Raw genomic sequence first — 20,002 nt, 5'->3', positions numbered from 1 at the left:
ACGGAAAAGCGGGCCGGCAGGCACTTCATTTCGCATGTCCAGAGCCCGGATAAGTCTCAACCAACGAAATGAACGAGTGGATGGCGATCTTCCCTATCGCCGGCATGCGGGGCTCGAATGGCTTCTCATGGCCTGCGAAAGGGGTCGTGCCTTCCATCGAGACCGAGATGAACAGGGCTATGCATTCACGATCTTCCTGATGAAGATCGGGCCGCATTTCGCCGATAATCTCGATAAGAGGCGCGCGGGCCCTTCGATAGAGGTCCTGGACGCGGGCAAGGACGAAAGGATCGTGGTTGGAAAGGGCCCATAACTCGGGGAAGATCCGCGTCGTCTTCTTCGTGCGAATGTCCTCAAGGATCAACTCGCACATCTCGGTGAGGCGCTCGCGCGGATCAACGCCAGGCCGATGTGATATCTCGTCGAAGGCAAGCTCGTAGCTGCTGATCACAGCGTCCAGCAATTCGCGCACGAGATCTTCGCGAGTGGGAAAGTGGTATGTCAGGTTTCCGAACTTCATGCCGCACTCGGTCGCGACTCGACGCATGCTCATGGCCCGGTACCCTTCGTCGACCAGGATCTGAAGCGCCGATCGCAGGATTTCCTCGCGTGTTTCGTGGCCCTTGGTGTAGCCGCCCAGTCGCGGCGGGAAGGCCAGATCTTCGACAGTGATAGTCAATTTATTGCTATCGGCCATGCACTTAATCCCCCTTAATGATTTGCAGCGAATACACCTAACCTATACAATTTAGGTCACTTGACAGATTTTGTCAAAAAGCAGCACTATTCGAGCAACACAGAGCATGAGCTCGTATTTGAGGGGGGTTGAATAGATGCGCCTGACGCATGCCTCGATTGCACTTGGCTTATTGTCGCTAACGCCTTCTCCAAACGCCTCCGCCCAGGACCCGGGCAAGTTCGCGCAGCCGCTGCCGGTGGAAGAGGTTCCCAGCGTTCAGTCATTGCCTCCCCTCTATCCGAAGGACTGGGTCCTTATTCAGGATTTCCACTTCAACGCCCTGATCGACGGGCGCCTGGCGATTGTCGATACGAAATCGCCGGACTTGCCACTCAAGGGTACTTTGCGGGCTGCGCAGTTCGCGAACGTTTTGTATTCACGCTCGAAGAACGAGATCTACACCTCGGAAACCTTCTATTCGCGGCTTACCCGTGGCGAACGCACCGACGCGATTACGATCTGGGATACGGCTACGCTGCAACCGAAAGGTGAAATCGTACTGCCAGGCGGCAAGCGCCAGCAGTCGGTGACCTATACCGGGGTCTTCCAGTTCACCAACGCCGAGAAATGGGCACTCATCGCCAATTTCACGCCGGCACAATCGGTCACGGTAGTCGATCTCGACGGCCGCAAGGTCCTCGGAGAAATCGACCTTCCCGGCTGCACGCATATCTACCCAACGGGCAACCGCGGCTTCAGCAGTCTTTGCGCCGATGGCTCGATGATCTCGGTCGCCCTCGACGAGAACGGCAGCGTTGCCAGCTCGGCGACGATCGCAAACGTCCAGGACATCGACAAGCAGCCGCTCTTCGGAATGCCAGCCATGGTCGGGCGCACGGCGTGGTTCGTCAGCTACTACGGCGAACTGCGCGGGTTCGATCTGTCGGGCGATGTAGCCCGACCGACCGGCTCGGCCAGCGTCGGCACTGCTTCCGGCGGCGATCCAGAGTGGCGTCCCGGCGGCTGGCAGGTTATTGCCAGCGATGCCAGGGGTCTGCTCTACGTCCTGATGACCCCCCATGGCCGCGAAGGCAGCCACAAGGACGGCGGCACGCAGGTCTGGGTGATCGATCCCGCGACCGGCACGCGGGCACGCCGGATTGACCTTGAGGGCATGGCAACATCGATCGCGGTTACCCGCGAGGACGCGCCGCAACTTGTCATTGCCCGGCCCGATGGCGCAATTGCCGTGTTCGACGCTGCAACCGGAAAGCCGGTGCGCAATCTCGGCGCGACCGTTGCCTTCAACCCGCTCGTCATCATGCCGGTGCAGTGATGAGTACGCTGACCCTGTTCCTCGCAATCGTGCTAGCCGTATCCGCCGGGCACAAGTTTGCGTCCCCGCACCGATTGGGGCAAGCGGCAGCGCGCCTCATCGGCATCCCGGAAGCAATGGCGATCGTTGCGGCCTTCGCTGCCGCAGGCCTTGAAGGGACGGCAGCTGTGGCGCTACTGCTCGAACCTACCCGCACTGGCGGCGCCATGGCCGCAACTGCACTGTGGTGCGGCTATGGCGCCCTCCTTTTGAAACGCCGCGGCCAGACTCTCGACTGCGGCTGCGACCTTGCCCGGCGCGCCAAGCGGATCGACGTATTCTCGATCTGCCGCCCCTTCTTCCTGGCTGGCCTGGCCCTCTTCGTCGCCGCGCAGCCCACTCCCTTCCTCTGGACCGTCGATGCGCCGTTTGCAGCCCTCGCCATGCTGGCGCTGTGGTTTGCCTCGGCCGAACTCGGCGCGCTCCCTCTTAGTGCAAGGACCCGGTGATGATATTGACATCGCAAATCCTGCTTTGGGCCGTCGTAATCGTGCTCGCCGTCATGGTTGGGGCCCTGGCCCGACAGGTCGGAATTCTCCATGAACGCATTGCCCCGGCCGGCGCCCTGACGCTGCACCAGAAGGTTTCCGTCGGGGAAGTTCCCACCGCGCTGACCCTGCAGGCTATCGACGGCAGTGCCGTTACCGTCGGCGGCAAGCGACAAGGCAGGAGCCAGCTGGTATTTTTCGCCGCGCCCGATTGCCCGATGTGCAAGTCGCTGCTGCCGGTGCTGCGCTCTGCCGCCCGGGCCGAGAAGGATTGGCTCGATGTCGTGCTGGCCGGGGACGGCGATGCAGGCGCCTATGGCCGCATGGCTTCCGAGCACGGCCTGGCCGGTACGCCGATGGTCCTTTCGGAGGCACTGGGCCGTTCCTTCGGGGTCTCCAAACTGCCTTATGCCGTCCTTCTCGATGAGACCGGCCGCGTGGCATCGCTCGGCCTCGTGAACAGCCGGGAACACCTGGAAAGCCTCTTTGAAGCCAAGGAACGCGGGGTCTCCTCGATCCAGGAATTCCTCGGCCGCCGCAACGGGAGCGCATGACGATGTCCGGTATCGACAAACTCACCGAGACCCTTTCCCGGCGCCTTGCCAAGGGCACTTCGCGGCGCAGTTCGCTGGCATGGCTTGGCGGGCTGGTAACGGGAACGGCAGCCCTGCCGCTGCTTCCCGTGGCCCGCGCGGCAACCCCGCATGGCGGCGGAACCGGCCGCCCCCCAATCACCTCGGGGACCCCGCAGGATCCGGGCGACCGCGCCTCGTGCGACTACTGGCGCTACTGCGCGATCGATGGCTTCCTGTGCAGCTGCTGCGGCGGCACAGTCAACAGCTGCCCACCGGGGACGGAGATGTCGCCGATCACCTGGATCGGCACCTGCACCAATCCGGCCGATGGGCGCGCCTATGTCATCAGCTACAACGACTGCTGCGGCGCAAGTTCCTGTGGCCAGTGCCTGTGCAACCGTAACGAAGGCGACAGACCGCAGGTCCGCCCGCAGTCCAATAACGATTACAACTGGTGCCTGGGGACCGAAAGCAGCGTCTACAACTGCTCGGTCGCCGCGATCGTCGGTGTCGCACTGGAGGATGCGCAGTGATCCCCCGCGCGCAACTTCTGGCTTCCCTCACAGCCCTCGCCACGATCGCGGCGGGAGGTCTTGCCGCAGCGCAGGCCTCCTCCCCCACTCCTACTTCAGCCCAGGACGGTGCGGTGGTGTACAAGCGCTGCGCTGCCTGTCACACGGCCACGGGAGCCGGCATTCCCGGAGCCTTCCCCCCACTCCAGAGCGATTTCCGCGAACTCGCGGCGAGCAAGGACGGCCGGCGCTACCTATCGCTGGCGGTCATGCGCGGCCTTTCCGGCCCGATCGAAGTGGAAGGCAAGACCTATCGCGGCATGATGCCCGCGCAGTCCGGCCTAGACGACGGCGACATTGCGTCCGTCCTCAATCATATCGGCACGAAAATTGCCAGGTCGGGACCTGCATTCAGGGCTTTCACCCGCGCAGAAGTGGCAGCGGCACGCAAGTCGGGCGCATCGCTGAGCGCCGCGCAAGTGGCCAAGCTTCACGCCGATGCGGGATCGCAATGACACGCGCGCTGCGGCTCATCCTCCCCCTCGCACTGGGCTCGATCGTTGCGACCGTGCTGGCGACCCGAGTGGATGCAGGCGCGGCGTCAGACGCAGACTATCCAGGCGTACCCAATGTCGCGCAGGCCCGCGTAGACTACATGCTCAAATGCCAGGGTTGCCACCAGCCGAACGGTCAGGGCAATCCCGCGAACACACCGCCTCTGGCTGGAGAAGTGGCCCGCTTCCTCTCGGCACCGGGCGGACGCGAGTTTCTCGGCCGCGTGCCGGGAGTGGCCAGCGTCGACCTCGACAATGTCCGGACGGCGCAAGTGCTGAATTACGCCTTGTTCAAGTTCGACCGGGAACACGTTCCCACGGGCTTCAAGCCCTACACGGCAGACGAAATCGGCCGGCTGCGTAGCAGGCCGCTGCGACTGGAGCGCGCGACCGTGCGTGCGCAGCTGATCGAGCACCTCGAGGCAGGCAAAGAGGTGCCCAAGACACATCAGGAATAACAAATAAACTCAAACAGGGATCACAGTCACATGTCCAGGAAAACGTTGCGTCTGCTACCTTCCGGCTTCGCACTTGCCATCGCACTCACGTCCGTACCGGCCCTCGCACAGGCCACCGATGAAGATAGCGATCACCCGAACGGTGAAATCGTCGTCACCGCGGCCAAGCGCAGCGAAAACCTTCAGGACGTTCCGATCTCGATCTCGGCGATCTCGGGCAATGCCCTCGCAGCCTCGCGCACCAACAGTGTCGATGATCTCGTGACCAAGGTCGCTAACCTGCAGCTCACCTCCATCGTCGGCGACAACACACCGATCTTCGCCCTGCGCGGCGTGTCGATGTCCGACTACAGCCTCAATCAGTCAAGCCCGGTCGCCACTTATTACGACGAAGTCTACAAGGGCAACTTCGCCTTCCTCGGCGTCGCCATGTACGACCTGGAGCGCGTCGAGGTGCTGCGCGGCCCCCAAGGAACGCTCTACGGCAAGAACACCACCGGCGGGGCGGTCAACATCATCAGTCGTACCGCCAAGCTGGGCGAAACTACCGGCTATGTGAACCTGGGCTACGGAAACTACAACCGCATGGAAGCGAGCGGGGCCGTCAATGCACCGCTGGGCGACAATGCCGCGATCCGCCTGGCCGGCACTTTTGCGCGCGCTGACGGCTGGTTCAAGAATGTCGTTCCCGGCATGCCGGACCTCGCCAGTACGCGCGAATACGGCCTGCGCGGCTCGATCCTGTTCGAACCCACCGACACCGTTCGCTTCACCCTGCGCGCCTCGACCAGCTACCAGAACCCGCGAAACTACGGCATCTATGCGCAGCCGGAAGATATCAACCGGCCGGGCCTCAGCAAGTTCGAGATCGCCTCGAACATCGCGCAGCGTCGCCGCGCCCGCACGTATTCGGTGGCGCTCACAACCGATATCGACGTGTCCGACACGCTTGGGATCACCAGCGTTACGTCATGGGACAAGGGCAAGCTGTCCTTCTACGAAGATACCGACGGCACGGCGAGCCAGCTTCTCGAAATCCCCTATTACGACCGCGCCTCCCAGTTCGCGCAGGACCTGCGCCTGACCAGCGACACCGGCGGCCCCTTCGATTTCATCCTCGGCGCCTATTTCAATCGAGAAAAGGTGTTCAACCGCACGACCTTCGAGATCGGAAAGGACATCGACCTTACCGGCGACAACACGGTCACCGTCGACGATTGCGTCGAGGGCCTGACCAATGCCGATCCCACCGACGACGGTATCGCCTGCCTGTTCCGCAACAGCTTCACCCAGGTCAAGAAGAGTTATGCGCTCTACACCGACCTCAAGTACGAGCTCAGCAGCGCGATCACACTGCGCGGCGGACTTCGCTATACCCACGATACCGGTAAGCAATCGGAATTTCAGGCCGACGCCCTGGGCGTGGACGAGAGCCTCGTCGCCACTTTGATCCCGACGTCCAGCCTGTCCTACAAGACCGACAATCTCTCGGGCAAGATCGGCTTCGACTACAACCTGGCCGATGGCAACATAATCTATATTTCGGTCAGCCGCGGCTTCCGTGCGCCCAGCTTCAATGCCCAGGCCTTCTTCGATCCCTCGGAACTCTCGGTCGCCAAGGCGGAGAAGGTCACTTCCTACGAATTGGGCGCCAAGACGCAATTCGCCGGCCGTAGCATCACGCTCAACATGGCCGCGTTCTATTACGATTACCGCAACCAGCAATTCATCAACGTCGATCCATCCACCGCGGCGCAGACCCTGCTCAACTTCCCCAAGTCGCGGATCTACGGCGCCGAGGCGGAGCTGACCGTGCGCGCCAACGACATGATCTCGATCCATTCGGGGGTCGGCCTGCTGTCGAGCAAGATTATCGACGGCACGGTGAGCGGGACCGTGGTCGACGGCAACCGCCTGTCGAACGCGCCCAGCCTGACCTTTAATGCCAGCCTCGACCTGGCGATTATGGATAACGATACGGGCAAGCTCAGCCTGCACCCGGAAATGGCCTACCAGTCGTCGCAGTATTTCGAGGTCATCAACGTACCGCGCCTCCAGCAGTCCGGCTATGCCATCCTTGGCGCGCACCTCGATTTCGAGACTGCCGACGGGCGCTGGACGGCCTCCATCTGGGGCAAGAACCTGACAAACAAGCTCTATTTCACATCCCGTGTCGACCTACTGGCCGGCTTCGGTTTCGACTATAATCACATCGGCACTCCGCGCACTTATGGCGCCAGCGTCGGCATGAAATTCTGAGACGGACACCGTCCAGGGAGAGGATGAAGATGGCTGACTACCGCATGTTGATCGGCGGCGAACTCGTCGCCGGCGACGCGACTCTCGACGTCGTCAATCCTGCAACCGGAAAGCCGTTCGCCACGGTTCCCCGGGCTTCGCAAAGACAGGCCGACGAGGCTGTCGCTGCGGCCAAGGCCGCTCTGACAGACTGGGGTGCAACGCCGCTGGAAAAGCGTCGCGCATGTATCCTGAAGCTTGCCGATGCGATTGCCGCGAATGCAAGCGAACTGGCCCGAAAGCTCACGCTCGAACAGGGCAAGCCGCTTGCCGAGGCCCAAGGAGAAGTCGACTGGAGCGAAGGCTACTTGCGCCACTATGCGACCCTGGAGCTGCCCGACCGGATCATCCAGGATGACGAGAAGGGCTACATCGCAGTCCAGCACAAGCCGCTGGGCGTGGTCGTAGGCATAACCGCCTGGAACTTCCCGCTGCTGCTCGCTTGCTGGAAGATCGGCCCGGCCGTCCTCGCCGGCAATTGCATCGTGCTGAAACCCGCGCCGACGACGCCTGTCTGTGCGCTGCTGCTCGGCGCGCTGTGCCGCGACGTATTCCCGGCCGGCGTGGTCAACATCTTGACCGATGCCAATGACCTCGGCCCGCACCTCACCGCCCATCCCGATGTGGCCAAGATCGGCTTCACCGGATCGACCGGCACCGGCAAGGCCATTCTCGCCAGCAGTGCGGCAGGCCTCAAGCGCGTCACGCTGGAATTGGGCGGCAACGATCCGGCCATCGTTCTGGACGATGTCGATGTACGCGAAACGGCGCAGGCAATCTTCGGCAACGCCTTCCTCAACTGCGGCCAGGTGTGCCTCGCAATCAAGCGCGCCTATGTGCACGAAGCCATCTACGAAGCCATGTGCGACGAACTTGCCCGGCTCGCCGAGGAAGCCGTTGTCGATGACGGCCTCAAGCAAGGAACGCGGATCGGCCCGATCCAGAACCGCCAGCAGTTCGAGAAGGTCAAGGATTTCCTGGAGACCGCGCGGAAGGAAGGCCGAATCGTCGCGGGGGGCAAGGTGCTCGAGCGGGAAGGCTACTTCACCGAGCCCACGATCGTACGCGACGTGCGCGATGGGGACCGGATCGTCGACGAGGAACAGTTCGGCCCGATCCTGCCTGTCATAGCCTTCAGCGACATCGACGATGTCGTGGCGCGTGCCAATGCCAGCGAGTACGGCCTCGGCGGATCGGTATGGTCGCAGGACGTTTCCAAGGCGGCCGATATCGCCGGGCGGATCGAGAGCGGTCAGGTCTGGGTCAATCAGCACATTGCCATCGGCCCGCACATTCCCATGGCCGGATTTCGCAGTTCCGGGCTCGGCGTCGAGCAATCGGCCGAAGGTCTTGCCGAATATACCCAGCTCAAGGTTGTGAACATTGCACGATGAACGGGATGAGTTACGCCAGAGGGCCGGTCGACACACCGCTGCTTGAAACGACCATCGGCGAAGCCCTGCGCAATGCCGCCATGCGTTGGGGTGCGGGGCTCGCCCTCGTCTCGTGCCATCAGGGGCTTCGCTATACCTGGCAGGAACTCGACGAGGAAGTCGACCGCATCGCCACCGGGCTGCTGCGCCGCGGCGTGCGCAAGGGCGATCGCGTGGGGATATGGGCACCCAATTGCGCCGAATGGACCGTGATCCAGTTCGCTACGGCGCGGATCGGGGCGATTCTGGTGAACATCAATCCGGCCTATCGTCTTTCCGAAGTCGAATATGCCCTTAACAAGGTCGGCTGCTCCATGCTGGTGACTGCTGCCAGGTTCAAGTCGAGCGACTACATCGCCATGCTGCGCGAGCTTGGCGACGCACGCCTGCCGACATTACGCCACCTCGTTTCGCTGGGCGAGGAACGTTTCGATGGCTTCGAACCATGGCCGGACCTGCGCGAAGATCCCGAGGCGGGGCTCCTTGCACTGGCCGATGCTGCGCTTGACCGCAACGATGCGATCAATATCCAGTTTACCAGCGGCACCACGGGATTTCCCAAGGGGGCTACCCTCACCCACCGCAACATCCTCAACAACGGCTACTTCGCCGGCCGAACGATCCACCTTTCGCCAGAAGACCGGATCTGCGTTCCGGTGCCGCTCTACCATTGCTTCGGCATGGTGCTCGGCAACCTCGCTGCCCTTACCAGCGGCGCGGCGATGGTCTATCCCGACGAGGCCTTCGATCCCGGCAAGGTTCTGGCAGCAGCCACAAGGGAAGGCTGCACGGCGCTTTACGGCGTGCCGACGATGTTCATCGCCATGCTGAACCATCCCGGGTTCGACGCTTTCGACGTCTCGAGCCTGCGCACAGGGATCATGGCCGGGGCGACCTGCCCTGTCAGTCTCATGCGCAACGTCATGGGCCGGCTCAACATGCGCGAGGTCACGATCGGCTACGGCATGACGGAGACCAGCCCCCTCACAACGCAGACGGCCACCGACGACCCGGTCGAGGAACGCGTCGCATCGGTCGGGCGAGTCCATCCCCATGCCGAAGCGCGGATAATTGGACTGGACGGCCAGACCCTGCCGATCGGCGAGCAGGGAGAATACTGTTCGCGCGGCTACGCCGTCATGCTCGGCTACTGGGAGGACCCTGAGCGCACGGCCGAGGCGATCGACGCCGAGGGATGGATGCATTCTGGCGACCTCGCAGTGATGGATGCGGACGGCTACGTGCGCATCACCGGGCGGATAAAGGACATGATCATCCGCGGCGGCGAGAACATCTATCCGCGCGAAATCGAGGAATTCCTGCTCACCCACCCCCAGATCCTCGATGCGCAGGTCTTCGGCGTCGACGACGAAAAGTTCGGCGAAGAAGTCTGCGCCTGGATCATCGCCAGACCGGATGCCGATCTGAGCACGCAATGCGTGCTGGACCACTGCAGGGGCCGCATCGCTCACTTCAAGGTCCCTCGCTACATACGATTCGTCGAACGTTTCGAGATGACCGTCACCGGCAAGGCGCAGAAATTCGCCATGCGCAAGATCATGGAAGATGAATTGAAGCGGGAGGCATATCGTCCTGGCAAGGCTCAGAGCGGCTGAACAGGATCTCCTGACGCACCTGAAGCACGGCAGGCGCCCACTCTCGATTTCATACCCGCACGCGCCCCGCAAATATCGGCATTAGTCAAATTATCCTGTTAGAATTGCGGGACAAAAAAAGGCTTCTCGAACGCAGCGCTCGAGGGCCTCCAACAGCAGCCACTTCGCTATCCTCGCGATAAATGAAGATGCCGATTAACTTATGGCAGCTTACGAAATGCCCCACGCAACTTACTGTGTCTCAGGACATGAACGAAGACTCAATTTTTTCCTATATTAATAGTGATGCGTTTTAATTGTTGCATCGCACCGAAAAGAACTCATAATGCCAACGATTGCGGTCTTGCTCGCAAATTGGGGGGAGCAAGACCGTCTGGCGGGGGCCAGCAGTCACAGGTTTGACGAGGTGACCCTCCTCGGGGCATGTCTGCCGGTGGGCGGGCGTGTTTCGAGGAACGTGGAGCGGGTTCGTGAAGGGGTCCCTTCTTCTCGAACCCGCTTCATTTCCGGGCAATTGCCGGGTTCCCAAGTCTATCGGACGTTCAAGCCCAGTTCGCCGAGTAACTGGCCTGCCTGTTCGCGCGAGATCGTTGCACCGCGAAACAGGCTGGCATCGACGAGACGCACGCCGCCCAGATCGGCCCCGCGCAGATCGGCTCCCTCGAAGCGCGCGCCCTCCATGCTGGCTTCACGCAGGCTGCACTCGGTAAAGTGTGCTTGCCGAAAATCGCATTTGCGCAGATCCGCCTGGGAGAAATCGGTCCGCTTCAGGTTGGCCCTGCGAAAGGAATGCCCGGCAAGGATGGCATTCACGAGCAACGTTTCCTCGAAAGCGATATCGATACCGCGCAATTCGCTCAGTTCGGCACCGGTCAGCTTGCAACGCTCGAAGCGCGCGGACTGCAGGTTCGCGCGCTTAAAGGTTGCGTTGTTGAAGTCGCAGGCGACGAACCGCGCATCGCCAAGGTCGCTGGCAAGGAAATTGGCAAAGGCGCCGCGGCACGACTGCCAGACGGTACCTTCAAGATTGGCGCGCGTCACGTCGGCGTGACGCAGGGCGCAGCGCTCGAAAGTCCATCGTGCAAGATCGAGCCCGGAGAGATCGGTTTCCTCGAGCTCGCAGTCGATGAGCACTTGTTTGGTCCCCTGCATCGCCTCGAGATCGGTGCGCGAGAGGGTCTGGTCGCGCACGGCGCGATCGGAAAACAGATCATCCATCAGCTGACGCTAGCGCCTGTGCCCGTCTCGAACCAGCAGGCTCTATCGTCTTTGACCAGATTTTGCGGTTCTCCGTCCTGATCGGGAGGGCCAGCATACTGAGCGAGAGGCGAGCCCTGCTTAAATTCCTGGGCGCAGGGCCCTATCTTGAGGGCATGGACCGCATTCGCAGATCGATCGCCGGACAAGTCCATGCCCTTATCGGTTCAGGTTCGGGCGCGATCGACATTGAGCGCGCGGCGGGAGACGACGGGCTCTTCGGTCCGTCCTCCGTGACATGGCGGGTCCACAGCGATTTCACGACGATGATGATCGGCGGCCTTTCCGCACTGCTGCTCCAGATGCTCCACCCCAGGGTGCTTGCAGGCGTCTGGGATCATTCCAACTTCCGGGACGATCCATTGGGGCGGCTGCGTCGGACGGCGCAGTTCGTGTCGGGAACGACATACGGCTCGACCACAAAGGCCCTCGCGCTGATCGAACAGATCAATGCCATCCACGATCGCGTCCTCGGACATCTTCCCGACGGCTCACCCTACAGCGCGCGCGATCCCGAATTGCTGACATGGGTCCATGTCTCCTCCGTTACCGGCTTCCTGCGCGCTTATGTGCGTTATCGCGATCCGTTCCTGTCCTTCGCAGATCAGGACAGATACCTTCAGGAGATGTCAGAGATCGCTCGCAGGTTGGGGGCGATCTCCATTCCGGTTAGTCTCACCCAGTGCGAGCTCTACTTCGAGGCGATACGCCCCCAATTGCGTGTCGACATGCGAACGCGCGAAGTGGCCCGGGCACTGCTGTCACCCCGCCCGTCCCGGCTTGGCCCCCGGCTGTTCCGCACTGTCAGCAGCAAGGCAGCCATCGACCTGCTTCCCGGCTGGGCGGCCCGCATGCACCAGCTGACGCTTCCAGGGCCGGAGCGGCTGCTGGTGCGAACCGGCGCCCAAGGCGCACAAGCCCTGCTGCGCTGGGCCCTGCAGGATCGCACCGTCCGCCGCGCGAGGGAGACATCGACCGCAAGCTAGCATCATGCGCCCATCGAATGCACGACAGGCTTACGCAATTTCTTCATCGGCGAATGCACCGATATCACCGGGTTTGCGCAGCATCTTGTCCACTTCGCTCGCGTGGACCTCCTCGGCGTAGATCATCTTGCGCGCATATTCCTCCAGCGTGACGGACTTGCCGTCCACCGCCTCGAGCAATTGGCGATAGAGCTGCAGCGCTTCGCCTTCCGCCTCGAGGGATTCACGCAGGATCGCGCCGATGTCGTGCTCGTGGCTCTCCAGCAGAGGCCCGATCCGCAGCGAGGGATGGCTTCCCAGAAGAGTCACCATTTCGCCTGCTTCCTGCGCGTGCAGCAGGGACTCGTCGGCCTGACTGCGCAACCACGAAACGATCGGGATGCGACCGAAGCCGAAGACGAGGAACGAGTAATGCGTGTAGCGCACGACGCCTGCCAGTTCCTGCTCGAGAATGTTGTTGAGGAGGCCAATGACGCGCTCCTTGTCGATCTGCGACATGGGAGTCTCCTTTTCGGTCAGATCCCCCGCAGGCCTTTGCCGGACCCAAGCGGCCTCTAAGGCAAAAGCGCGGAGCCGACCGTACCATGAATTCGCTCCCGGCGCAGCACGAAGCGCGCCTGCATATCGGCACGAAAAGTGCCCCCGGCCTCGCCAAACGCCCTCCTCTCTGCCAAGGGCTGATCAAACTGGAGACCAAGACATGTCGGGCGACTCAGAGGACTACATCTACGACGAGGACAGCGGCGAATGGCTTCCTGCCTCGGAACTGGCGGCGAAGCGCGCGGCGGAGGACGTCGTGGAAGTACGCGATGCCGTCGGCAACCTGCTGGCCGATGGCGACGCCGTAACGCTGATCAAGGACCTCGACGTGAAAGGCGCCGGCCAAACGCTCAAGCGCGGTACGCTGATCCCCTCGATCCGGCTCACCGGCGATGCGCAGGAGATCGACTGCAAGTATCCCGGGATCAAGGGCCTGGTGCTGCGGGCGGAGTTCGTGCGCAAGCGCTGATCACACCTCGCCGCTGCACGAGACATCATCTGCTGCAAGTGTCCTTGCCGAACCTCGTCCTCGGGCATGATCGGCAAGGATCCCCAGCGTAGCCAGCGTCCCGCCGGTCAAGCCCGCGACACTGAACGCGATGATGGCAGGCTCGGCGATATTCGCGAGCTGCCTGGCGCACATACCGATCGGTTCGAAGTACTTGCTCATGGGGGCATCTCCAGTGGGTGCCAGCATCTATGCCGATGCCCGGACCTCAGGAGAATTCGGATAAATCCAGCCTATTCGTTCAGGTTTTTCGAACACCCGCCTTGCGACGGGGCCGCGCAAGGCAACCGATCGCAAGCCTAGCCGATGGCCCTGCCTTCAGTTTCCTTCAGCGGGGCCATCGCGACCCGGTTGCGACCGTTTCGCTTGGCCTCGTACAAGGCCGCATCGGCGGCCTGAACCAACGCATCGCGGTTACAGTGAGCCGGCGCGCAGGCAACCCCGGCCGATACGTTGATTTGTCCCAGGATCCTGTCCGCGTGACGCAGGCGCAGTCCGGCGATCGAAGCCCTGATGGATTCGACCCGTCGCCCGGCCTCTTCGGGGCCGAGGCCGGGCATAAGGAGCAGGAACTCCTCACCGCCATAGCGAAAGACATGGTCGTCGGAACGCACAGCGTCCTTCAGGGCCTTCCCGACTGCGCGCAGAACCGCATCGCCCGCATCGTGTCCATGTTCATCGTTGAAGCGCTTGAAGTGATCAATGTCGATCATGGCGCAGCTGATCGAAAGGTCAGGCCGGGCGCCTGCCACATGGCTTTCGAGGGCGACCTCGAGCTTGCGCCGGTTCGAGAGGCTGGTCAGGGGATCCGCCATGGCCATGTCCTGCAAGGCGTCGCGCAGGCGCAAGTTATCGAGGGCCAGTCCGACATTTTCGGCCAGGATATTCAGATAAACATCGGAGACGGTTGCGGAAGCACCGCCGGCAGCGAACTCGAAATAGAGCAGGCCCAGCGTCCCGCGCCGCGCGACCAGCGGAAGACAGATCGTCTCGGTGACGCCCTGTCCGGTAGGCTCAAGGTGATCGCAGGGCACATCGATCACACCGCCTGCCGCCTTGTGCAGGCCGCCGCGCCGCAGGGCCCAGCACGCGCTGACCGGGAATCTCGACCGTGACTGCTTCGGTTCGATCCATGAGCAGAATTCGACCATCTCGTCCCGCTCGGAATCGAGCAGGAACAGGCTCCCCGCAGCCGATGGGACAATGCTGGGAATGAAGCGTTCGACGATGCCGCGAAGGTCGCCGATCGTGTCGCAGTTCTGCATGCGCTGCGTCATACGCGAGAGCAGGTCACGCACGCTGCGGTCCGCATCGCGCTCCCGTTCGAGCCGTTGCCGTTCGATGCCGTTCTCGCGAAAGATCCGCAGGGCCTGTGCCATATCGCCGATTTCGTCGATCTGGTCATAGACCGGGGGTTCGACCGCGTAGTCCTGCGCTGCCAGCCTCGTCACGACGTCGCTGAGCTTCACGACCGGATGAAGGACGCGGCGACGGAATATGAAATAGAGAACGCAGAGGAACAGCAAACCGGTTACGCCCAGCATGATCTCCGACGTGGTCCGCCAAAGCCGCGAGGTGCGCACGGCTTCCTGCATCACCGCTTCGGTGCGCTGGTCGATCCGGCTCTGGAACTTGACGACCCCGACCTGGATGCGCTCCAGCTCGCGCTCATACTCGGGCGAGAACAGGACGGCGATGGCCTGGTCGCGTTTCCCTTCGCCGCGAACCTTGATGGCAGCATCCTGTTCGTCCAGCAGGGCGTCGGCCTGCCGGAACACCTGCCGCAGGTCGTACAGCTCCGCAGTGCTCGCACCTGCATCGCGAATGTGACGGGCGCGATCCTTAACTTTCGCGAGTTCCTTGAGCTCATGCCGATAGGCAGTGAGGTCGGCCAGGCTGCCACTGATCGCGTACTGACGCGCGAGGCCGCTCAGAACACCGATATCTTCCGCAACGAGCGATGTCGCATGATCGAGTTCGTAGCGTTGCTGTACGGCATCGCGCTCCTGTTTCTGGGCGGCCGACGCCATGAGCATGGTCGCACCCGATAAGAGCGTGAGCGCAACTGTCGCTCCATATGCCCAGTTGGTGATGGTCGATAAGCGCATGATGCAAGCCTATAGTCCACACCGGATACTCAAAGGTTAAAGGTTCGTTCGGATCTCCGGACCGGCAGGCATGCCCGTCACCGGGCCCGCTTCAGGCCGCGATCAGGACGCCCTTGTAAATCGGATCTTCCAGCGCCAGCCCTGCACCATTCGCCACGCACAGCAGCGGATTGTCAGCAACGGTTACGGGAAGCCCGGTCCCGCGCGAGAGGATCACGTCGAGGTGATCGAGCAAAGCGCCTCCGCCCGTCATCACGATCCCCTGGTCTACGATGTCCGCGGCCAGCTCCGGCGCGGTGTTCTCCAGCGCGTTCAACACGGTCTCGACGATCTGGTTGACTGATTCAGAGATCGCCTCGGCAATCTCGGCCTGACTGATTTCGATTTCCTTGGGCACACCGTTCACCAGGTCCCGTCCCTTGGTGCGGATCACCTGCCCACAACCATCGTCGGGCATGCGCGCGGTGCCGATGGCCAGCTTGATGCGTTCTGCGGTCACTTCGCCGATCATCAGGTTGTGCTTGCGCCTTACGGCAAGAGCGATCGCCTCGTCGAGCTTGTCTCCGCCGATGCGAACGGAGGTGCTGTAGGCCGATCCGCGCAGGGAGAGGACCGCGACTTCTGTCGTCCCGCCGCCGATATCGACTACCATCGCGCCAACCGGCTCGGTGACAGGCATGCCCGCACCGATAGCCGCAGCCATCGATTCCTCGACGAACCAGACCTTCGATGCGCCGGCCTGGCTTGCCGCATGTTGAATGGCACGACGCTCCACCGGCGTCGAACCGGAAGGTACGCAGATTGCGATTTCGGGCCGGCGCGGCAGGCGGCTTGGCCCATCGTGCGCCTTGTCGATGAAATGCTTGATCATCAGTTCGGCAACGTCGATGTCGGCGATCACACCCCCGCGAAGAGGCCGGATCGTCGAAACGTTGTCAGGCGTCTTGCCCATCATCAGCTTCGCATCGCTGCCGATCGCCCGCACGCGCGGAATTCCACCCAGCGTTTCTAGCGCCACGACCGAGGGTTCGTTCAGGACGATGCCCCGGCCCCGGACGTACACGAGCGTGTTCACGGTCCCCAGATCGATCGCCATGTCGTGAGATGAAAAATTGAATAAGCGCGATAATCGCATTCTGAAATCCGGACCCTAAAGGTGGCTTATTGCGCGTTGTCGATCCACGCTGCCTTGACCGGACGGCGCGTGTGAGGGCCCGGGCACGGCGTCAACCACCCGTGCGTCCGACTGCCAGTTGCATGCGATGGCTGGCCCGCAGCAGATGCAGGCGCAGTGAAAAACGCGGCAGTTCGAGACTCCCGTCCGCCCGGCCGGGGAATCGCCCGGGCTGCGCAATTGGACGAGGAAAGCCGCGACCTCGTGGATTTTAAAATGGCAGCCCGCGCAATTGCGTCACGCTGGGTTCGACAAACGATCGGGCAGTGACAGAACAGATCGACCTGAGGTGCGATTGAAGCAGACGCCCACTTGGCACCGACCGGTGGCTTTGCCGAGGGGCGAACCAGGCGGGCAATCGAACCTCACTTCTCCTTGGGTCCATAAGCCAGGAAGACATTGCCCGGCATCTTGCCCGCAAAGCCATAGCCCGAGGTAATGAAGAGCATTCCGTCATGCGGCATGGGTGCTGACCCACCGCTCATCGATCCGCCGTGGCCGATTTCCCCGTTCAGGGCCTTGTAGTCGACCGTGGTATCGAGATCCCACAAAACCGCGCCGTCGGCAGTCGCATAGGCGCGCATGTGCCCGTCGTTCGCCCCGGCGAAGACCAGGCCCGGTGTCGCGGTGATGGCTGCCGAATAGCCCGGGTAGCATAGCGCCTTGCCATTGCAGACGTCGGCCGCAGGTGCCTGCCAGACGTATTTGCCTGTCGCAATGTCGAGCGCGTAGAGGCCTGGCCTGGGCTGGATATCATATTCGTTGCCATCGGGGACGTCGGAAACCGGCACGAAGACCACGCCGTTGGCCGCGGCCATGCCGAAGTGGATGCCGCCTACGACGCCCCCGCGACCGACCCGGTTCTTCCACACCAGCTTGCCGCTGTCTGGATCGACGCCATAGGCGATGCCCGATTTCTGGCCGAGCAGGATCATCTCCCTGCCATCATGCGTCGCGGCCAGCACCGGAGGCGCTCCGAAGTCGAAGTCGGGTCCGTCCTCTTCGGGGCAGTTTGCCCGGTCGGACTCTTCACAGGCGCCGTTCCAGACGTCGGCGCCCAAGGCCTGATAATGCCAGGCAACCGCGCCGCTATCGATCTCGAGTGCCACCAGCGCATCGCTGAGATCTGTGCCCGGGCCGGTGTAATTGTCGCCCGTCGCCACATAGATCCGGCCACGCCTGGCATCGATCGTCGGTGCGGACCAGACCGGGGCGCCGGAGGGGCCATACAGGGCCTTTCCGGTCACGCCGGGGGAGCCCACTTTCGGCTCCGGCACAAGATAAGTCCGCCACCTGGTCTTGCCGGTTGCCGCATCCACCGCCAGCAGCGAGCCGCGAAAGGTGCAGCACGGATACCCCGCGCTCGAAGCTGCCCCTTCTTCGAGCGAGGAAACCGGGATGTAGACCACACCTTCGTGGACTGCCGGCGTGCCGGTCAGGGTCGTCGAGGCATGGTCGTCGGCGGAGATCTTCCAGACCTGCTTTCCGGTGAACGCCTCGACGGCGTAGGCATTGCCGGTGACATCGCCGAAGAATGCAAGCGGATTGGCCTTTGCGTCATCCCTATCCCAGCTCTGAACTACAATGCCCGTGCGCACTTCGGCATCGCTTTCGAACGACCAGCGCAGGCAGCCCGTCTTCTCGTCGAAGGCACGCACGGCATTGTCCTGCCCGCCGAGAATCACGGCGCCACCGGCGAAGGCGGGCTGCGAGCGCACGCGCGTCGCATTTGGAATGGCAATGGCCCACTTCAATTCCAGATCGCCTACGTCTTCCGGCGAAATTCCGGCCTTGTCTTCGGGGATGAAATGCGTGTTGCCCCGGTCGACGCCCCAGTACGGGTAACTCGTTGGCGCCGAACGATCAAAGATCGCAGCTTCTCCCTCGCACTTGGGCATGGCTGCGACATCGGTCGAACCGAAGGGACGACCGGCAATATATTCGGAAACGACCCGCTTCTCGCCATCATCGAGCGAAGTGGTCATCGGTACCATGACGCCGCTGGTCAGGACCTTGAAGATCGCTTCGGGCGTCATCTGCTGTAGAATGATCCGGGCCGGCGCGCGGGCCATGCCGGTGTCGTGACAAGCGGCACACGTCCCGCTCCAGATCGCGCTGCCCTTCGCTTCGATCTCTTCCGGCAACGATGAGGTGTCGCGATAGCTGTCGGCAGCCACGGCCTGATCCTTTGTCGGCGCGGCAGCCTCAAGGCTGCCACCGAACATCAACGCAGCCCCCAGGGCCGTCGCGGCGAACGCCAACGCCCCCATGCGAAGACTGCGCGCCTCTCCCCCGAACTTCATCCACGCTCTCCCAAGGCCATGAATATCTTCGCTTTCTCGACGTGCGATCACGACAAGATCTCTGCGGATCGCTGCCGGTAACACTGTCATGGCAGGCCCATTTGCAGGACCCGCCGGTCCCTTGCTACGGTCCGGCGCATCGCGCGAACAACTAGCTGAACGATGAGTACCGAAGCGCCGCGGCGCAAATGTGCGTCACCAGCGGTTGTCGCGCCACGCATCCCGGGTCGCGCGTGCTCTCATCGCTTCGATGAAGGCGCGCACGGCGGGCATTGCCGCACGGCTGGGATGGTAGAGCAGTTGCACGGCCAGGGGCGGGGGCGCCCGATCTTCAAGGAGGCTGACCAATCGGCCGACCCGCAGCGCCTCTGCCACCTGATAACTGAGCACATTGACCACACCGGCTCCCGCCTCGGCAGCCGCGATGCGCGCGGCAATGTCGTTGATCAACAATCGGGGTTGCACTTCGACCTTGAGCGACCTGTCCTCACCGAACCGCCAGACATTGTCCGGCCGAATAGAGGAACCGTCGATGCAATCATGCCCAGCCAGTTCGGCAGGCTCGGTAGGCGTTCCGCGCTGTTCAAGGTAACTGGGGCTGGCCACGATCACCTGCCGTACCGCGCCGAGCCGCACCCGCATCAGCGTGCTGTCAGATAGTTCTCCGATGCGTACGGCGACGTCGATACCTTCCTCGACTATGCGCACATTGCGGTTGAGCAGCATCATCCTTGCCGACAGACCGGGATGGTCAGCCAACAGCCCAGCAACGACGGGCAGGACATGCATGCGCCCGAACAGCACAGGTGCGGTCACGCGCAGTTCCCCCTGCGGCGCGGCGCCGCGGCCCATCACCAGATGCTCGGCCTCGCGCAAGTCTGCGAGCAATCCCCTCGCGCGCTCGAGCAAGGCGGCCCCCTCGTGCGAAAGTGCTACGCTCCGGGTTGAACGGTGAAACAGGGTGACGCCAAGATGCGCCTCTAGCGCCGCGATGGTCCGCGTCATCTTTGCCGGTGACTGGCCAAGCGCCCGAGCCGCACCGGCAAAACTCCCGTGCTCGGCAATCTCGACGAAAGTGCTCAAGGCCTCGAAGCGATCCATCTATTATTCTATATTATGAAATAGTGACTGTCATATT

19 protein-coding genes are annotated in these 20,002 nt (G+C 62.5%); 11 read left to right on the top strand and 8 right to left on the bottom strand.

The window, feature by feature from the left end:
• Nucleotides 1-25 precede the first annotated feature (25 nt).
• On the bottom strand, nucleotides 26-697 hold the full coding sequence (locus PP1Y_RS04225; protein WP_013836847.1) for a TetR/AcrR family transcriptional regulator: 672 nt from the start codon (nucleotides 695-697) through the stop codon (nucleotides 26-28).
• Between the two features lie 136 nt (nucleotides 698-833).
• Between PP1Y_RS04225 and PP1Y_RS04220 the strand changes: the two genes are divergently transcribed.
• Genes PP1Y_RS04220 through PP1Y_RS04180 form a run of 9 tightly spaced genes read left to right on the top strand, consistent with a single transcriptional unit; the run spans nucleotide 834 to nucleotide 9,988 of the window.
• Nucleotides 834-2,015 carry an amine dehydrogenase large subunit gene (locus tag PP1Y_RS04220; protein ID WP_013836846.1) on the top strand — a complete coding sequence of 394 codons (1,182 nt, stop codon included), beginning with the start codon at nucleotides 834-836 and terminating at the stop codon, nucleotides 2,013-2,015.
• Entirely contained in the window at nucleotides 2,015-2,503 is a 489-nt protein-coding gene (locus PP1Y_RS24575; RefSeq protein ID WP_013836845.1) for a MauE/DoxX family redox-associated membrane protein, read from the top strand. The genes PP1Y_RS04220 and PP1Y_RS24575 overlap by 1 nt, the downstream gene beginning before the upstream one ends.
• The gene (locus PP1Y_RS04210; protein ID WP_013836844.1) at nucleotides 2,503-3,096 is read left to right on the top strand and encodes a redoxin family protein; all 594 of its coding nucleotides are present in this window, start codon (nucleotides 2,503-2,505) and stop codon (nucleotides 3,094-3,096) included. Before PP1Y_RS24575 ends, PP1Y_RS04210 begins: the two co-directional genes overlap by 1 nt.
• Nucleotides 3,097-3,098: 2 nt before the next feature.
• The gene (locus tag PP1Y_RS04205) at nucleotides 3,099-3,650 is read left to right on the top strand and encodes a methylamine dehydrogenase light chain (RefSeq protein WP_041558370.1); all 552 of its coding nucleotides are present in this window, start codon (nucleotides 3,099-3,101) and stop codon (nucleotides 3,648-3,650) included.
• The gene (locus PP1Y_RS04200) at nucleotides 3,647-4,144 is read left to right on the top strand and encodes a cytochrome c (RefSeq protein ID WP_013836842.1); all 498 of its coding nucleotides are present in this window, start codon (nucleotides 3,647-3,649) and stop codon (nucleotides 4,142-4,144) included. The genes PP1Y_RS04205 and PP1Y_RS04200 overlap by 4 nt, the downstream gene beginning before the upstream one ends.
• Entirely contained in the window at nucleotides 4,141-4,641 is a 501-nt protein-coding gene (locus PP1Y_RS04195) for a cytochrome c (protein ID WP_013836841.1), read from the top strand. Before PP1Y_RS04200 ends, PP1Y_RS04195 begins: the two co-directional genes overlap by 4 nt.
• Nucleotides 4,642-4,671: 30 nt before the next feature.
• Nucleotides 4,672-6,900, top strand: coding sequence for a TonB-dependent receptor (locus tag PP1Y_RS04190; protein ID WP_013836840.1), 2,229 nt, complete (start codon nucleotides 4,672-4,674; stop codon nucleotides 6,898-6,900).
• 29 nt (nucleotides 6,901-6,929) lie between these two features.
• Nucleotides 6,930-8,333 (top strand): aldehyde dehydrogenase family protein, encoded by a 1,404-nt coding sequence (locus PP1Y_RS04185; RefSeq protein ID WP_013836839.1) that lies wholly within the window; start codon nucleotides 6,930-6,932, stop codon nucleotides 8,331-8,333.
• Nucleotides 8,330-9,988 carry an AMP-binding protein gene (locus PP1Y_RS04180; RefSeq protein ID WP_013836838.1) on the top strand — a complete coding sequence of 553 codons (1,659 nt, stop codon included), beginning with the start codon at nucleotides 8,330-8,332 and terminating at the stop codon, nucleotides 9,986-9,988. The genes PP1Y_RS04185 and PP1Y_RS04180 overlap by 4 nt, the downstream gene beginning before the upstream one ends.
• A 531-nt stretch (nucleotides 9,989-10,519) precedes the next feature.
• On the opposite strand, the gene PP1Y_RS04175 is transcribed toward PP1Y_RS04180, so the two are convergent.
• Complete coding sequence (locus PP1Y_RS04175; protein WP_013836837.1) at nucleotides 10,520-11,206, bottom strand: pentapeptide repeat-containing protein; 687 nt, start codon at nucleotides 11,204-11,206, stop codon at nucleotides 10,520-10,522.
• 155 nt (nucleotides 11,207-11,361) lie between these two features.
• Between PP1Y_RS04175 and PP1Y_RS04170 the strand changes: the two genes are divergently transcribed.
• Nucleotides 11,362-12,231, top strand: coding sequence for an oxygenase MpaB family protein (locus tag PP1Y_RS04170; protein ID WP_013836836.1), 870 nt, complete (start codon nucleotides 11,362-11,364; stop codon nucleotides 12,229-12,231).
• A 30-nt stretch (nucleotides 12,232-12,261) separates the two neighbouring features.
• On the opposite strand, the gene PP1Y_RS04165 is transcribed toward PP1Y_RS04170, so the two are convergent.
• Nucleotides 12,262-12,729, bottom strand: a complete 468-nt coding sequence (locus PP1Y_RS04165; RefSeq protein WP_013836835.1) for a bacterioferritin — start codon at nucleotides 12,727-12,729, stop codon at nucleotides 12,262-12,264.
• A gap of 202 nt (nucleotides 12,730-12,931) precedes the next feature.
• Here PP1Y_RS04165 and PP1Y_RS04160 point away from each other — a divergent pair, with 202 nt between their 5' ends.
• A complete protein-coding gene (locus PP1Y_RS04160) occupies nucleotides 12,932-13,240 on the top strand; it encodes an alkylphosphonate utilization protein (RefSeq protein WP_013836834.1) in 309 nt (102 codons plus the stop codon).
• Here the strand turns inward: PP1Y_RS04160 and PP1Y_RS04155 are convergent, their stop codons facing one another.
• From PP1Y_RS04155 to PP1Y_RS04135, 5 genes are all read right to left on the bottom strand, one after another.
• A complete protein-coding gene (locus PP1Y_RS04155; protein WP_148274827.1) occupies nucleotides 13,241-13,441 on the bottom strand; it encodes a hypothetical protein in 201 nt (66 codons plus the stop codon).
• 137 nt (nucleotides 13,442-13,578) lie between these two features.
• A complete protein-coding gene (locus PP1Y_RS04150) occupies nucleotides 13,579-15,387 on the bottom strand; it encodes a diguanylate cyclase (RefSeq protein WP_013836832.1) in 1,809 nt (602 codons plus the stop codon).
• A gap of 91 nt (nucleotides 15,388-15,478) precedes the next feature.
• On the bottom strand, nucleotides 15,479-16,522 hold the full coding sequence (locus PP1Y_RS04145) for a rod shape-determining protein (protein ID WP_013836831.1): 1,044 nt from the start codon (nucleotides 16,520-16,522) through the stop codon (nucleotides 15,479-15,481).
• 404 nt (nucleotides 16,523-16,926) lie between these two features.
• Nucleotides 16,927-18,864 (bottom strand): PQQ-binding-like beta-propeller repeat protein, encoded by a 1,938-nt coding sequence (locus PP1Y_RS04140; RefSeq protein ID WP_232512245.1) that lies wholly within the window; start codon nucleotides 18,862-18,864, stop codon nucleotides 16,927-16,929.
• A 195-nt stretch (nucleotides 18,865-19,059) separates the two neighbouring features.
• Nucleotides 19,060-19,965, bottom strand: coding sequence for a LysR family transcriptional regulator (locus PP1Y_RS04135; protein ID WP_013836829.1), 906 nt, complete (start codon nucleotides 19,963-19,965; stop codon nucleotides 19,060-19,062).
• Nucleotides 19,966-20,002 lie beyond the last annotated feature (37 nt).

The sequence above is a fragment of the Novosphingobium sp. PP1Y genome (assembly GCF_000253255.1).
In the GTDB taxonomy this organism is placed as follows: domain Bacteria; phylum Pseudomonadota; class Alphaproteobacteria; order Sphingomonadales; family Sphingomonadaceae; genus Novosphingobium.
Note: the sequence above shows the minus strand (reverse complement) of the source record. Positions and strands in the feature narration are given on the sequence as shown.